The sequence below is a fragment of the Flavobacterium sp. genome, assembly GCF_027490375.1.
GTDB lineage: Bacteria > Bacteroidota > Bacteroidia > Flavobacteriales > Flavobacteriaceae > Flavobacterium.
The window spans coordinates 13199-29788 of the sequence record NZ_JAIXYH010000091.1; the positions used below are offsets into that span (position 1 = coordinate 13199).

Below are 16590 nucleotides of genomic sequence, written 5' to 3' on the forward strand. Positions count from 1 at the left end.
TTGCAGCGTAAATCCTGCTTTTGGCAAGGCATTGGGAAGGGCAAAAGCAGATTGCAGCGTAAAGCGCGACGGCAGCCTACTTTTTTAGCGAAGCTGCTACGAATTGCTGCCGGAACCCCCAAAAAAATTAAATTCCTACATAGGTTGCAGGAGAAATTGCTTTGAGTTCTGATTTCAATTCATCGGAAACACGAAGATTTTCGATAAAATCGGCAATGGCTTGGCGATCAATTTTTGTGTTTTTACGCGTTAAATCTTTAAGCATTTCGTACGGATTTTCGAAACCTTCTCGACGCAAAATGGTTTGAATTGCTTCGGCAACAACTGCCCAATTGTCCTCCAAATCGGCGGCAACTTTTTGCTCGTTCAACAACAGTTTGTTAAGTCCTTTTAACGTAGCATCGAACGAGATGATGGTGTGGGCAATGGGCAAACCTAAATTTCGAAGTACGGTACTGTCGGTTAGGTCGCGTTGCAAACGTGAAATCGGCAATTTTGCGGCAAGGTGTTCAAAGATAGCGTTTGCAAGACCGAGATTTCCTTCGCTGTTTTCAAAATCAATCGGATTTACTTTATGCGGCATTGCCGACGAGCCAATTTCGCCTTCTTTGATGCGCTGTTTAAAATAATCCATAGAAATGTAGGTCCAGATATCGCGATCTAAATCAATAACAATGGTATTAATGCGTTTAAGAGCATCGCAAAAAGCCGCTAAATGGTCGTAATGTTCGATTTGTGTTGTCGGAAAAGAGTGCTTTAGTCCGAGTATATCTTCCACGAAAGTGGTTCCAAATTGCTTCCAATCTATCTGCGGATAGGCCACAGCATGTGCGTTAAAGTTACCGGTTGCGCCTCCAAATTTTGCTGCGAAGGGAATGTTTTGCAACAAGCGCAACTGCTCCTCGAGTCGTACAACAAAAACCTCGAATTCTTTGCCCAAACGGGTAGGAGAGGCGGGTTGTCCGTGCGTGCGTGCCAGCATTGGAATATCTTTCCAAGTGATGGATAGTTCTTTGAGTTTCGCGGTAAGTTCGGTGAAAAGCGGCAAATAAACTTTGAAATACGCTTCTTTTAACGATAATGGAATCGCCGTGTTATTAACGTCTTGCGAGGTTAAACCGAAGTGTATAAATTCTTTAAAATCAGATAATTGTAAGGAATCGAATTTAGCTTTAATGAAGTACTCAACCGCTTTTACGTCGTGATTGGTCGTTTTTTCGGTCTCTTTGATTTGCTTCGCATCTTCGTCACTAAAATTTTGATAGATACTTTTTAGCGCATCGAATTTGTCTTTTGGAAAATCTTTAAGCTGTGGAAGTGGAATTTCGCACAGAGCTATAAAGTAGTCAATTTCTACACGCACGCGGTAGTACATTAGTGCGCGTTCGGAGAAGAATAATCCAAGAGCTTCTGTTTTTTTACGATAGCGACCGTCGATCGGTGAAATGGCAGTTAAAGCACTAAGAGCGCTCATAGTTGTTGTTGTTTTAAAGAAGTGGCAAAGATAGCCAGAAAACCCGATTTAGCTGGTGAATTTTTGAAAAAGCGCAGGTAAAATTTCGGCTGCTTTTCCGCTGTGAATGGCGATTTTTCTGCGAATATGACTTACGTCGGCCGGATTTAAATCGATGTAAAGCACTTGGGCGTGAGGCGGCGCGTAATCGATTAAAGAAGCCGCCGGATATACTTGCATGGAAGTACCTACGATGAAAACTACGTCGGCTTCGGCAATGATATTTGCGGCATTGGGTAATTCGGGAACGGCTTCTCCAAACCAGACGATGTGTGGTCGAAGCGGGTGGTTTTGGTCGTCGCGATCGGAATCCGACATATCTCCATCAAAATCCACCACATATTTGTAATTGCGGGTACTTCGAGCTTTTCGCAATTCGCCGTGCAAGTGCAACACGTTTGAACTTCCGGCGCGTTCGTGTAAATCGTCGACGTTTTGTGTAATGATATTTACGTGAAAGTGTTTTTCAAAATTGACTAATGCAAAGTGTGCCGGATTGGGCTCTGCTTGTAATAACTGGCGTCGGCGTTCGTTGTAGAAGTCCAAAACCAGTTGTTTATTTCGTTGCCAAGCTTCGGGTGTTGCAACGTCTTCGATGCGATGGCCTTCCCAGAGTCCGTCGGCGTCGCGAAAAGTTTTCAAGCCGCTTTCAGCTGAAATTCCTGCGCCTGTGAGTACAACTAATTTTTCTTTCATACGTCAATTTTTATCAAAATACGGAAATTTCGCCGACTTTTGACACAAGAATTTTCTGAAAATGATTTCGAAAGCTGAACTTGATTATTTGCACTATTTAGAAACATTTTTGACCGATGCGCGTAAGGCTCGGTTTGATGAAGTGTTGGTAAATCGAACCAATCATATAGCGGTTGCGATAGAAGATGTCTATCAGTTGCACAATACCAGTGCGGTTTTGCGCAGTTGCGAATCGTTTGGTGTGCAGCAGCTGCATGTTATTGAAGAGCGTTTTGGAAAGCGAATCGATAAAGAAATTGCGATGGGAGCGCAAAAGTGGGTGGATGTGCATCGATTTGATCGTGTGGATGCTTGCGTTTTAGATTTGAAAAATCGCGGTTATCAAATTGTGGCTACGAGTCCGCGTGGAACCGACTGCGATTTACACGATTTCGACGTTCAGCAGCCGTTTGTGGTGTTTTTTGGAACGGAACGTCACGGATTGAGTGCGGAAGTGTTGGATCAAGCCGATCGGTTTTTGAAAATTCCGATGGTTGGATTTACGGAAAGTTTGAATATTTCGGTAAGTGCTGCTATTATCATTCAGCAATTAACAGATCGGATTCGGCGCGAAGTACCGCACTGGCAACTCGATGAACGCTCGTATTACGAAACGAAACTGCGTTGGACGAAAGCGTCGATAAAAGATATAAAATTAATTGAAGAGCGGTATTTTAGTACTTTGAGTTAGCTTCTCTTTTTCAGGATTTTATACTCTTCGTAGCAGGCACTGATTGCATCCATAATTTGGAGATCGTTTGCCGATTTGATAAACGATTCGGAATAGTTACAGCGTTCTAGAATTTCGCTGATTTCTTTTGGAGAAACGCCCAACAGGATGGAAATGGTTTCGCGGTCGTATTTGGATTCAAGCAGATTTCGAACGGTATCATCTTTTTTCATTTCGCGTAAACGTTTCAGCTCTCGCGGCTTTTTCCCAAAGACATTATACAGTAAGTCGGTCGGATTGAAAATGGATTCGACCACGCGTTTAAAAGCTTGTGGCGAAGTGTCACCGACTTCGTAACCCGCGGATATTCCGCTGATTGAATACCGGTAATTTTCTTTTACAGGCACAATTTTCGCGTCAACTTCAATGTATCCGGTAAGTGTGTACGGACGCAGCACAACTTCTTCCAAAGCGTAGGCTTTTTCGGTGAGGTAAATGGTTGTTTCTTTGTTTTTAATCCAGTCGTTTGTAACACGTAAACGCAGCGACTTAAATCCGAGCATAGAAACGTGCAAGGTATCGTTTACGGAAGCTGCTAGGGTGAATTTACCGTTTTCGTTGGTAATAGCACCTTTTACGGTATTAATGTTAATGATGTTAGCGTTAGCAATCGGGCGGTTATCAACTTCATTAACTACAGTTGCGGAAATAACTGTTTGCTGCGAATCAGACTGCGCAAATGAGAAAGGTATAAAACAAAAAAAGAGCAACGCAACAAGATATTTCATTTGAGTTTATTCATCGTTTTTGGAATTGTAAAACTCGGATATATTTTGCTGCGTTCCGCTCTTTGTAAGCAAAAATTAACAAACTTTAGCTTCGTCTAGGGCTTTTTGGTTTGTCTCCAGCACCAAATTGATTGGCGCGGCGTGATGCTCTATTGGGTTGATCGGACTTTTTGACATCTGCAAAAGAAGATCGGCGTCCTTTATTTTCCGTTGGAGCACTGTCGGTACGACGGAATGTACGCTCTCTTTTTGGCGTGCCAAATTGTTCGCGTGGTTTCGATTCGCTTCGAGGTCCGAACGATTTTCTACCGTTGTGATCTCTGCGGTTGTTGCTGCCTTCGTTTTTAGAGATTTCCACGTTTAAACGGCGACCTTCCAACGTCATGTTGTTTAAAACTTCCATCACGTGATCGGTATGTTCCGGATCGGTGTTGAAGAATGAGAATCCTTCTTTAACGTCAACTTTATACACTGCGTCTCTTCCGAGGTCGAGTGTTTCTTTAAGGAAATCTTTTAAAGACATCCAATCGAAATTATCGCGAGAACCGATGTTCACGAAATAGCGAATAGCTCCGCCGGAGAATTCACGTGGTTCGGCGCTGCTGCGTTTTTCGCCAGATGAAGAAAGATCTTTCGATTTTTTATAGTAGTTGATAAATCGGTTGAATTCTACAGAAACCATTTTCTTAATAAGTTCCTCTTTGGTAAGACCTTCGAGAACAGTATTAATTGCTGGCAAGTAGTTGTCGATGTCGTGATCAACTTCGGTATCTTTTATCTTGTTTGCTAAATGCAGTAACTGAATTTCGCAGATTTCGATTCCTGAAGGAATTGGCTTTTCTTCGAATTTCTGTTTGATAATACGCTCAATAGCAGATATTTTACGCAGTTCACTTTTAGTGATGATTACGATAGAAACACCCGATTTTCCTGCACGACCGGTTCGTCCTGAGCGGTGGTTGTAGGTTTCAATTTCGTCGGGTAGTTGGTAATTGATTACGTGTGTAACGTTGTCGACATCAATTCCGCGTGCAGCAACATCTGTAGCTACAAGCATTTGGATTTGTCGGCCACGGAATGCTTTCATTACACCGTCGCGTTGTGCTTGGGATAAATCGCCGTGCAAAGCTGCTGCGTTGTATCCGTCTTCAATCAATTTTTCAGCAACTTGCTGTGTATCGCGTTTTGTTCTACAGAAAATTACAGAGAAAATATCCGGATTGGCGTCGGCTAAGCGTTTTAAAGCTTCGTAACGATCGCGAGCATTTACGAGGTAAAATTCGTGAGATACTGTAGCTGAGCCCGAGTTTTTAGCACCAACGGTAATTTCGATTGGTTCTTCCATGAACTTTTTGGCGATACGTGCCACTTCTGCGGGCATTGTAGCCGAGAAAAGCCAAGTTCTTTTTTCGTCGGGCGTTGTAGAAAGAATGCTCACGATATCGTCGTAAAAGCCCATGTTTAGCATTTCGTCGGCTTCATCGAGAACGCAATAGTTGATTTGAGAGATGTCGACATAACCTCTGTTGATCATGTCCTGCATTCTACCTGGTGTGGCCACAACGATGTGTGCGCCTTTTTTGATTTCTCGTGCTTGTTCAGAAATACTCGCTCCGCCGTATATGGCTACTACGCGAAGACCGTTATCGTATTTGGCGTAATTTTTAAGTTCGTTTGTAATCTGCAAGCACAGTTCGCGTGTGGGAGCGAGAATCAGTGCCTGAGTTGCGCGTTGGCTTAGGTCCATTTTCTGGATAAGCGGGAAACCGAAGGCGGCTGTTTTGCCTGTACCGGTTTGTGCCAATGCAACTAAATCTGTTTCTTGCTCCAATAGAATTGGAATCGCTTTTTGCTGGATTTCGGTAGGATTTTCAAATCCCAGATCGACAATCGCGCGTTGTAGCGAATCACTCAATCCTAATTGTTCAAAGTTATTCATAAAGGGTATTAAAATTTGCTGCAAAAGTACGTCGTTAAATCGGCACTGCCTAACGTTTGTTGTAAAGGTTTTTAATTATTAGTATTTGAAAATCAATTATTTAATATTCTGTCGTTGATTTGGGATTAAATTTTGTGGGTTGAAATCGGTCGGACAGCGGACGTGTCGTGCTAAAAGTAACTGTAATTAAAGCTCAGAAAAGAGATTGAAAGGTAGTTGTTGAGCTGTACTTTTGGTTCTTTAACCTTATCGATTAATTGAGAAATTTTGCGTTTCATACGGCTTTTAAGCGTATTTAGCGAGCATTGCTAAACGGCGAATGCGTTTTTTTATCGCATTAGTTTCCTCTCTGTATGTCGTTTTTCTTTTTACTCCAGCTGTATCGATTGCTTTCTCAAGGCATTCAAGAGTTTTTGGTTCAGAATGAAATCCTTTTTTCCAAATAAATTTCATTTCAGTAAGGTTATTTCTGTTGATGTGATAGGAAATAGATCCTTTTACAACTTGCATAACCGACGAAAGATCAGTAGATACATGTAGATTGATGATGATATCTACATAGTGTTCTTCGTTGTAGATAAAGTGCAGTTGGCAAGATTTAATGGACAATTGTTGTTGAATAAGATTCACGATTGCTTTTTCGCATTCTGAATTAATGATTTTTCTTTCATCTCTTGTTGCCCAAATTACCCGAACGAGGTTGTGAGTTTCTTTTGCAGTCATGGCGTATATATTTAAAATTAGATTAAGAGATGTAAAAGTAACAAGTCAATATTTAACGCGGTTACGGGTTTTCCGTAAATTTTGATTTTAAAGTAATTTTTTTTGAGTGGAGTTAACGGACTAAGTATCAAAGCGTGTACTAGGACTTAGAATCACGCTTTAATAATGAACAAATGATGGTATTCGCGAAAAAGGAGTAGATACTTTGAATACATATTTTTAACAGCAGCCGACAGGGATAAATCATGATTGATAATTATCTAGGGAAATTAGATTTTACTTAGTGTAGACAGTAGTGATTGATTACGACTAGTCTTGGCTGATCTTGGCTCGTCTTGGCTGGTCTTGGCTGGTCTTGGCTGGTCTTGGACGACCACGATAGGGTACAATTGACCATGCCCCGAAACGACTAACTACGACTGGCCACCACTTGGCAGAACTAACTACGGCTACCTACTACCAACTACGGTTAGCTACTACTAACTACGGTTAGCTACTACTAACCACTACTAGGAAGAACTAACTATGGCTGACTATGGCTAGCTACCATCAACCACGAGTAGTTACTACTAACCACGACAAGTTACTACTAACCACGACTAGTTACGAATTTCTAAGACTATCCACGACGAATCTTCTGTAACGATTAGAAACTCCGGTTGGTCAGAATCTAGTGTGTTTAATCTCGATCATCACTTCACAATACTTATTATTCCTAGGTTACTGCAATACATGTCGATATAGGGTAGCTATCACTAACTGATCTACGCTACAGAAGATGTACAGCGTTCGGTCTCAGAAATATGCAATCAATCCCGAACAACTCTGGCAAAGTGCAACCAACCGTAACCAAACGCCGTTAACTCCAACCAAACGCAACCAATTCTCATCACCCCCCCCAAAAAAAAAACAACGAACCCTAATCAGCCACCGTTAACTCCAACCAAACGCAACTAACTCTCATCAACCCCAATCTACCACCGTCAACCCCAAAAAGCCCCAAAAAGCCCCAACCAACCCCAACCAACCCCAACCAACCCCATTCCCTGGAAAACCGTCCCCATCTACCACTTATCTGACAGTACCGCTTTTTCTCCAGTCTTTATTACGGAATTCCCGCATATTTCAAAAAACTTGTTAAACATCAAAAACAATTGAAGTCGCCGTAAATAGTAATAGCCAATGATTTAATTGTTGAAAACCGTTGTCTAACTTAGACGATGGCACAACCGCAAAAACAGTCGCTGATTTTGCTAAAAAATCACTTTTTTAATTACTGGATAGCTGTGCACTATTTTTCGCGTTAGCGGTTGGAGCGACATCCTTTTGCCGGAGTTCCGGAGGCAAAAGATATAGCGGAAAACGCGACGGCAGCTGCACCAAGTTCTAAATAAACTCGATGCAGCTGCCGGAACGCCCAAAAAAAGGAAGGCTAATTATTTCGGATGCTTATTGGTAAATTGTACACTGTACGGACCGGTTTACCTGCTTTCATGCCCGGTTTCCATTTAGTGCGTAAATCCTTTAAAACACGAATTGCTGCGCGTTTGGTTCCGTAACCTGGATTTTGTAATACTTCGATATTGGTAATCGTTCCGTCGGTTTCTACAACAAACGAAACCAAAATTTTTAAGGTGGTACCGCTCTCCACATCTGGACGCTCGAAATTTTCTGCGATATAGCGGTAAAATGCGGGCAATCCACCCGGAAATTCCGGCATTTTATCTACCATGCCGGCAGTTAGCGGCTTGTCGGACGTACCCGCTTCCGAACTACCCGTATCTGTTGTAACGCCCGTAATTGCTGTACCGTTTTCGGATCCCTGCGGACTACCCGTTGTGTTCGTTTCGCCCGTATCCGACTTCGCGGTAGTAACTGTAGATGCTTCGACTGGCGATGCATCTGTGGCAGTAGTAACAGTGGCAAAACCTAAATTTCCGGTTGGGTCAACTGAAGTGCGTTTTTTAGGCTGCTCCATAGCTTTTGGCTCTGGCTTGGGTTCTTCTAACGTCACTTTAGACAGTCGTACCGGAGTTACAAGATATTCCGGACCGTTGTCTGTAGTAGTTGCAGTTGCATCCGTTCTGCTCGCATACATGAGGGCAGAAACGCCCATACATAAAAGTGCAATGGCTAAGAAAAAGGCTTTGGCCGTTATTTGGTTGGATTTTTTACGCAATTCATAAGCTCCATACTCCTGATTGCGGTTTTCGAATACTAAGGCGATCCACGACGCACTTACAACGCTCACTGTTCTCATAAAAATAAAAATTTTGGTTAGCGTAGTGGTGTGTCATAACGGCTCTTTTCTTCATAACGCAGAAGGCAGAGCTCTTATTGCGAGCGACTTAAATTTCTTTAGACTCGTTCAAGGCGCGCTGTTCTAAAAAGTCGAGTAGTTTTCGGACGGCGCGACCACGATGCGAAATCGCATTTTTTTCGTCTTTACTCATTTCGGCAAAAGTGCGCGTGCTGCCTTCCGGAATAAAAATCGGATCGTAACCAAATCCTTCCTGACCGCGAAGTTCTGTGGTGATGGTTCCGCGAATCTCGCCTTCAAAATAGTGCACGCCTTCGGGTAGTTTTAAGGCAATAACCGTAACAAAGCGCGCCGCTCGATTACTTTCATTTTGCAATTCGCACAGGAGTTTTTCGATGTTGGCCGTGGCATTGCCGTGTTCGCCAGCATAACGAGCCGAGTACACGCCGGGAGCACCATTTAGCGCGGCGACTTCCAATCCACTGTCGTCGGCGAAACCCAACACGCCGTAATGTTCCGAAAGGTACTCTACTTTAAGGAGCGCATTGCCTGCAAAAGTTGTTGCCGTTTCGGGAATATCCGGAACTTCCGTTAAATCCAGTAAACTTTTTAATTCGTACGAAGGCGGGAAAATTTGCTGCAATTCACGTACTTTATTGGCGTTGGCTGAGGCGAAAAAAAGCGTCATCTGGAATGGTGTTTATAGGTTCAAACTTACGTAAAGTCTTGGTTAAATTGGTGTTTAAAAGTATTGATCTTACTAATAAAAAGTTTGCAATGGCCGCGGTATTTCGCGAAAAGTTAGTAAGTATTTGAGACGGCATGATTTTTTAAGGTGGCGCGAAAAATACCTATAAGTAGGTAGTTTTAAGAAAGTTGAACCGCATAACTTCGATGCATCAAATTAGCTTTTCCTGCTGGGGAAGTAATTTAAAAATGCGCGTTAGTTTTAACCTAAATTAAAAGATTATGAAAGAATTTCACATTAAAAAAATTTTTGTTCTTGGTGTTGTAATGATGCTAGTTTCATGTGGATCAGCAGGCGGAATTTCAAAATGCAAGGATGTCAAAGTCGACGTAGATAAAGCATTTAAACAGGTTTATAAAGCCACACAAGAAGTTATGGCAGAAGTTGACGACAGTAAAATGACCTTAAAAAGTGTTGATTTATCGTTTGCTACAACTACCGAGTTTACACAAGAATATGCTGCTAAGGTTTTTGTCATCAGTGGAGAATTCAAGAAAAACCAGTCTCGTTCAAAATCAGTCACATACACATTTAAGCAGGCTGAAACGAAGCTAGAGTCATTTACCGATGACAAGAATATTAAAGAATTTAAGGAGTATTTAAAATCAGTCTTAAATTCAGCTAAAGGTGTAACAGGTGAAGGCACGTTTGCCTTGCAAGAAATCGAGGTTAACGTTCAATTTACTATTACATGCAGCAAAGCTCTTGGAGGTGAAATAGAATTAGTGCCAGTAACTCCTTCAGTGAAATTAGATAGAACGAAACAGGCGGTACATTCGATCACCGTAAAGCTTCAAAAAACTGAAAAAAAGTAGCTAAAAGAAATGCGATAGCCAGAATTTTAACTGTTATTACACTCCTTTTGAGAAGCTATTCCGGCTGTTCGCTTTAGTCCGCAAAAAATACGGCACGTTCACACGTCTTGCTTCTGGCTTCTTAGGTCGCCATTGCAACACGGTTCACGTAGCCGTATTTTTCTTACGGGCTGCCGCTGCCGTCCGGGCTAGGAAAAGCGTTACCAACGCTTAGTGAACCGCGTTCCGAACTTCGAAATAGCTTCAAAATTTAATGATTTCGTTAACTCTACGTTTATAAAAAGCAATACCTTCCCAATGCAACTACTAAGAAAGCATGAGTCGAAACGCCCATTTAAAAGCCATTGCACTACTATTCTTAAAGCTTGGAATTACAGGCTTTGGCGGACCTGCGGTACACATCGCCATGATGCATCGCGAGGTAGTATCCAAACGAAAGTGGCTCACCGAACAAGATTTCCTCGATTTGATAGGTGCTACAAACTTAATTCCGGGTCCGAATAGTACCGAATTAGCCATTCACATCGGGAAAGAGAAAGGCGGATGGCGCGGATTAGTTCTTGCAGGTGTTTGTTTTATTTTGCCTGCGGTTCTCATAACGTTTGTTTTTGCATACGCGTACAAAGAGTACGGACAGCTTCCCGAATTACGGCAATATGTGTACGGAATTCAGCCAGCGATTATTGCTGTAGTGGCAGGCGCCCTTGTTCCATTAGCTCGAAAATCGATTAAATCGCGTGCACTTTTATGGCTAGCCTTATTTGTTGGAGTAGGGGTCTTTTTACAGCTAAACGAACTGGTATTGTTGTTCGGCTCCGGATTTGCAGCATTAATTGTTGCGTATATCAAAAAAGCACAAATAGCGCCAACGTTTTTACTTTTTCCATTCCTTTTAACGGATAAAATAGCAAAGTGCGAGGTTAACCTCAGCAATTGGAAGTTGTTTTTTGTTTTCCTCAAAATTGGTTCGATACTTTACGGTAGTGGTTACGTACTCTTTGCCTTTTTAGATGCCGAGTTGGTTGCTACAGGCATGCTTTCAAAACAAACGCTTGTCGATGCAATTGCTGTGGGCCAATTTACACCCGGACCTGTTTTTTCGGCTGTTACTTTTATTGGGTATCAAATCAAGGGAATTACCGCGGCCATAGTCAGTACGGTTGCCATTTTTATACCTGCGTTTTTATTTGTGGCATTTTTAAATCCGTTGGTAAAGTGGCTTCGAGAATCGCCGCATTTTTCTGTTTTTATTGATGCCGTTAACGTGGCCGCAATTGTACTTATTCTAAGCGTTTGCATCGATTTAACCTCAACAGCAATAACCAACTGGAAAACGGTTTTAATTGCTGTGATTAGTTTTATCATTTGCTTGCGCTACAAAAATGTGAACAGTGTTTTTGTATTGCTGGGCGGCGCCGTTTTGGGGTATTTGTTAGATTAAATAACTGCTTCTTAATTAATTACTTACATAAGACAAACGGCTGCAAAAAAGAATGCAAACAGTTGTATTTGTAGCTTGTGTGGGTGCGGTTTTAAGCAACTGCAAATGTTAAAAGCAGTTGTAGACCGAGATAGTAGGTCGAACGCACGTTTTGGAGTTTCCACATGCCAAAAACCTCACACCATCCAGCGTTCAAAGCCGCGGCCTTCAATGAGGTAATCGCAGCTGTTTTGCAGGCGTGAAATGGCTTGTTGTTCCCAGCCGGAGAAGGTGTTTTGACCCAAAAGTGCCAGTTGAATTTCTTTTCGAAAGCGTGCGGTTTGCGTTTCGTGTATGAGTTGCCAGTAATCGACGATTAGGTCTTTGCGTTTTTCGATGAGTTCGGGCGCCGGAATTTTATCGCGTTTTTGGTTGTTGATTTTGGAGTCGGAGGGGAGGAGGTTCCATAAATCGTTGTTTTTCCAAACGGAAAACGGAATAACGTGATCGATGTCGTACGTATTGATTTTCCTGCCCGTCCACACGCAGTACACGGTTCCGTTTTTGGATAAGATATCGCGGTATAATTTTTTCGATTCGGCGATATTTCGTTCGGTGATGGGTGAGTCGAGAATTTCGTTCAAGACGCGTTCCATAGATAGGTGCTTTCCGGAGGCGTTCACCGAAAATTCGGCCCATTTAAATAGAATAGAATCTTGTCCGGACATGAAGCTACCGAGAATTTTAAACGCTTCGTAATAATCGGCCGGTATGGAAAACGATCCGAAATCGGTGATCATGCGTTCCAGGTCGAGGTTTTGTGAACGGGCAAGTGCTTGTCGTTTATGTTCAAAAATAGAGTAGTATTCGTCGGATAGCGAGCGTCCGATGTATTTCATGGGCATGTTTACGACGGTGGCGCGAATTTTCCGGGCGAGTGCGGTGAAGTCGGCGCGAATTTCTTCAGGAATGCCTTTAGTTTTCAGGTCGTTGTAAAATGCGCTCAAGCCGCCGCGCGATTCGTAGTATGCAATAAGTTTTCGAAATTCGGTAGCAAAGGCCAGATCTGTGGTTCCGTTAATTTGCGGAATGAGCGTTTTCGATTGCAACAACGGGTAGTAATACAATAACCATTTTTCGACGAGTAAGCCGGTAGGAATGTACACCCGATTTTCGAAAAAGGTAATGTAGGGCGAGTTATCCTGAATAATCTCGATGACTCCGCGCAAAAGGGCAAATTTATAGGTTGTCGACTTACTATCGCGTTCTATAATTTTACTGATGTTGGAGAATATTTCTGGGGACATTTGGGGCGGTTAGACTGAAATTAAATGAATGCTTAAAGGCGAAAATAGTAAAAGCAAAACGATTTTATGTTAACACACATTTGTCTCATCGTTTATCAACACTTTAACGCGATTCAAGTTAAAAAAAAGTCCCACCGAAGCAGGACTAAAGACATTCGTCTACGGCATGTAGCCTTATTGTGATAAGATTAAAGATTGGAAATATTAATCTGTTGCTAAAGTAGCAAAAAAATTTATACTGCAATACTTTTTTACGTTAAGTTGTATTTTTCTGTATATTCACATTATAAAAGGAATAACGTTATGGCACGCATTTTAGGTTTAGATTTAGGAACGAATAGTATTGGTTGGGCGATTGTTGATGATAATTCAAACAAGATAATTGGACTTGGTAGTCGTATTTTTCCTATGGGTGTAGAGAATCTTGGTGAAGGTGAGGGAAGGGAGATATCAAAAAATGCTGGAAGAACTGCAGCACGCGGCATTAGAAGACAATTTTTCAGAAGACGTTTGAGAAAAAAAATACTTCTAAAAGCACTTTCAGAAAACAAAATGTGTCCAATCTCAGTGTCCGACTTTGAGGATTGGAAGAAAACGAAAGAGTTTCCGTCGCAAAAATTATCATCATGGTTTGCATTAAATCCTTACGAACTAAGACAAAAATCGTTGAGCGAAAAATTATCTTTAGAGGAAATTGGAAGAATTTTTTATCACTTAATCCAAAGACGCGGATTTTTAAGTAACAGCAGAAAAAGCGGAGGTGAAGACGATGAAAAAGGAACTATTTTCAAAGGAGTGCCTAAAGAAGGCAAGATTGGAATAACAGTGACTCAAGAAAGTATTCAAGATAAATCGTTAGGTTCCTACTTATTTGAAATTTACCCAAAAGAAAATCAATCTTATCAAATCGGATTAGAGCGCATTAGAAATCGGTACACGACACGAAAAATGTATGTTGATGAATTCGAGTTGATTTGGGAAAAGCAATCGCAATTTCATGCTGAGTTAACTTTTGAACTTAAGACGTTATTAGGTGGAAGAAAATTAGATAATTACCCTACCGACGGCATTCTGTTTCACCAACGCCCACTGCGCTCTCAGAAGCATTTAGTTGGAAATTGTTCTTTTGAACCGACGAAAACAAAATGTCCAATAAGCGCGATACCGTTTGAAAAGTTTAGAGTATGGCAATGGGTTAACACCGTTGAATGTAATGGTGAAAAGATAAGTAAAGAAGAGCGAGAAAAAGTAGTAGATCTCCTTTATTCGCAAGAAAAATTGGAATTCAAGAAGATTCGAAAAGTATTAAAAAAAGAAGGTGCAGAATTCAAATTTAATTACAAAGATGAAGATAAAATAGTAGGAACACATACTATTTCTAATCTGTCGAGTAAAAAATATTTTGGGACACAGTGGTTCGAGTTTTCGGAAAAGCAACAAGAAGATATTTGGCACGTGTTGTATTTTTTTGATAGTAAATCAAATCTAAAAGAGTACGCTGTTAAAAACTGGAAGTTTACAGAAGACCAAGCAGTATCCATATCAAAATTTAATGTAAAAGATGGTTATGCTAGTTTAAGCCGAAAAGCAATTTCTAATATTTTACCGTTTTTGCAACTGGGTTATACATATGACGTAGCTGTTGTACTAGGTGGCATAAAGAATGTTTTTGGAAGTAAATGGGATACATTATCATCTGAGAAAAGTGACTTTTTCTACGATAATGTTTATGAAATTGTGCGCTCCAAAACCAAAGGCGGTTTTATAGAGGTTATTAAGGATATTTTGCGAAATGACTATAGTATTCCGGATGCGCAACTTAGCAAGTTATATCATCATTCCGCGGCAATTGATGTTTCAGAATTGTTGGAAAGACTACCAGTAGATAAAGAAGCCGACAAAGAAATTCAAAAAATAAAAAATCCAATAGTTATTACCGCTTTGTTTGAACTACGAAAATTAGTTAATGAGCTTATAGACCAGCACGGAAAAATTGACGAAATCAAAGTGGAAATGGCTCGAGATTTAAAGATATCTAAATCACAGCGAAACGAAATTAGAAGGAATCAGCAACGATTAGAGCGGGAAAACGATAGAGTTAAAGCGAGATTAGTTGAAAATAATCAGCGTGTAACTCACGATAACCTCTTGCTTTATAAATTATGGGAAGAATGTAAAAAAACATGCCCCTATACTGGGAAATCAATTTCATTAACACAATTATTTTCTGGAGAAGTGCAAATTGAACATATCCATCCTTGGAGTAGGTCTTTAAATGATAGTTTTGCTAACAAGACACTATGTTTTGCCGATGAAAACAGGAAGAAAGGTGATAAAACTCCTTACGAGTTTTATGGAACTGACAAGGGGAATTGGTTAAAAATCAAGGAACGGGCTTTGTATTTGTTTTCCGATACTAAAGAGTATCCAAATGCTTATCATAAATTTAAACGTTTCGTGCAACAAAAATACGATGACGATTTTTCGTCAAGACAGTTAAACGACACGCGGTATATTAGCAAAGAAGCCAAAAACTATTTGTCAAAAATTTGTAAAAACGTTATGGTTTCTCTGGGTCAGGCTACATCGAACTTGCGGCAAAAATGGGGTTTAAATCATATTTTAAATGACGAAAACGAAAAGACTAGGGAAGACCACCGCCACCATGCTATTGACGCACTAGTTATGGCGTGCACCAAACTATCGTATGTACAGGAATTGTCTCGTTGGAACAGATATAAGAAAACGCATGAAATGAAAAATTTCCCGACGCCTTGGGAAACCTTCAATTATGATGCAGAAAAAGCAGTAGAACAAATACTAGTTTCGCATAAAAAAGTTTCCAATGATATAACAGTTCGTTTCAAAACGGTAGAAAAAAATGGAAAAAAGTTTGTAAATAAAGGAGTTGCTGCTAGAGGACAGTTACATAAGGAGACTGTTTTTGGGAAAAGAACTGTCAATGGTGATGAAGCATTCCATGTAAGAAAACCAATTGACAGTTTAGAAACAGCAAAGCAAATTGAAAAAGTAGTAGACGAAACGGTGAAAAAATTGATCCTAAAAAGAATAAACGAATTAGGAGGTTTTGTAAAAGATAAAGTTCCAGCAAATTCCTTTTTTGTGGTTAACGAAAAAGGAGTAAAACAACCACAAATCTTTTTACCAAATAAAAATGGAGAGCCGGTGCCTATTTTAAAAGTCCGTATAAAAGAAAATATTGGTGGAGCTGAAAAGCTTAAGGATAATTTGAATCAATGGGTTAACCCAAGAAACAATCATCATGTTTTGATTTACAAGGACGAAAAGGGTAATCTCTGTGAAGATGTCGTAACTTTCTGGACGGTTGTAGAACGCAAAAGAACAGGACAATCGGCATATCAACTACCAGCAGGAGGGCAAGAGATTGTAACTACACTACATATAAATGACATGTTCTTACTTGGATTAAAAGAAGATGAAATTAATTGGGAAAAACCTAAATATGAAGTATTAAAACAGCATTTGTATAGAGTGCAAAAGCTAACATCAGGTGATTATTTTTTCAGAGAAGCAAAAGCATCCTCAATTAATATTAAAAAAGAAGAAAAGCGTTTGAGTATGAAAGGATTATTTTTATTAAACCCAATAAAAGTAAAAGTATCCGTTTCAGGAAAAATCCAAAAGTTGTAA

At 40.6% G+C, this 16590-nt stretch carries 12 protein-coding genes; 4 read left to right on the plus strand and 8 right to left on the minus strand.

Translation table 11 applies throughout. The features are described from left to right. Positions 1 to 127: 127 nt before the first annotated feature. Entirely contained in the window at positions 128 to 1474 is a 1347-nt protein-coding gene (gene purB / locus Q0064_RS13775) for an adenylosuccinate lyase (protein WP_298148785.1), read from the minus strand. A 48-nt stretch (positions 1475 to 1522) separates the two neighbouring features. Next, a complete protein-coding gene (locus Q0064_RS13780) occupies positions 1523 to 2209 on the minus strand; it encodes an NAD-dependent deacylase (RefSeq protein ID WP_298148786.1) in 687 nt (228 codons plus the stop codon). A gap of 61 nt (positions 2210 to 2270) precedes the next feature. Between Q0064_RS13780 and Q0064_RS13785 the strand changes: the two genes are divergently transcribed. Beyond that, entirely contained in the window at positions 2271 to 2939 is a 669-nt protein-coding gene (locus tag Q0064_RS13785) for an RNA methyltransferase (RefSeq protein WP_298148787.1), read from the plus strand. Here Q0064_RS13785 and Q0064_RS13790 read toward each other — a convergent pair. The 5 genes from Q0064_RS13790 to rdgB all read right to left on the minus strand — a co-directional run bounded on the left by Q0064_RS13790 (position 2936) and on the right by rdgB (position 9316). Next, complete coding sequence (locus Q0064_RS13790; protein ID WP_298148788.1) at positions 2936 to 3706, minus strand: carboxypeptidase-like regulatory domain-containing protein; 771 nt, start codon at positions 3704 to 3706, stop codon at positions 2936 to 2938. The genes Q0064_RS13785 and Q0064_RS13790 overlap by 4 nt on opposite strands. 85 nt (positions 3707 to 3791) lie before the next feature. Next, on the minus strand, positions 3792 to 5645 hold the full coding sequence (locus Q0064_RS13795; protein WP_298148789.1) for a DEAD/DEAH box helicase: 1854 nt from the start codon (positions 5643 to 5645) through the stop codon (positions 3792 to 3794). Between the two features lie 285 nt (positions 5646 to 5930). Further along, a complete protein-coding gene (locus tag Q0064_RS13800) occupies positions 5931 to 6368 on the minus strand; it encodes a transposase (protein ID WP_298148790.1) in 438 nt (145 codons plus the stop codon). A 1432-nt stretch (positions 6369 to 7800) separates the two neighbouring features. Continuing rightward, positions 7801 to 8628, minus strand: a complete 828-nt coding sequence (locus tag Q0064_RS13805) for an energy transducer TonB (protein ID WP_298148791.1) — start codon at positions 8626 to 8628, stop codon at positions 7801 to 7803. An 88-nt stretch (positions 8629 to 8716) separates the two neighbouring features. Continuing rightward, complete coding sequence (gene rdgB / locus Q0064_RS13810) at positions 8717 to 9316, minus strand: RdgB/HAM1 family non-canonical purine NTP pyrophosphatase (protein WP_298148792.1); 600 nt, start codon at positions 9314 to 9316, stop codon at positions 8717 to 8719. A 281-nt stretch (positions 9317 to 9597) separates the two neighbouring features. Between rdgB and Q0064_RS13815 the strand changes: the two genes are divergently transcribed. Continuing rightward, positions 9598 to 10191 (plus strand): trypco2 family protein, encoded by a 594-nt coding sequence (locus tag Q0064_RS13815; protein WP_298148793.1) that lies wholly within the window; start codon positions 9598 to 9600, stop codon positions 10189 to 10191. A 316-nt stretch (positions 10192 to 10507) separates the two neighbouring features. Further along, entirely contained in the window at positions 10508 to 11632 is a 1125-nt protein-coding gene (chrA, locus tag Q0064_RS13820; RefSeq protein WP_298148794.1) for a chromate efflux transporter, read from the plus strand. 176 nt (positions 11633 to 11808) lie between these two features. Here the strand turns inward: chrA and Q0064_RS13825 are convergent, their stop codons facing one another. Continuing rightward, on the minus strand, positions 11809 to 12918 hold the full coding sequence (locus Q0064_RS13825; RefSeq protein WP_298148795.1) for an HNH endonuclease domain-containing protein: 1110 nt from the start codon (positions 12916 to 12918) through the stop codon (positions 11809 to 11811). Between the two features lie 303 nt (positions 12919 to 13221). Here Q0064_RS13825 and cas9 point away from each other — a divergent pair, with 303 nt between their 5' ends. After that, positions 13222 to 16590 (plus strand): type II CRISPR RNA-guided endonuclease Cas9, encoded by a 3369-nt coding sequence (cas9, locus tag Q0064_RS13830; RefSeq protein ID WP_298148796.1) that lies wholly within the window; start codon positions 13222 to 13224, stop codon positions 16588 to 16590.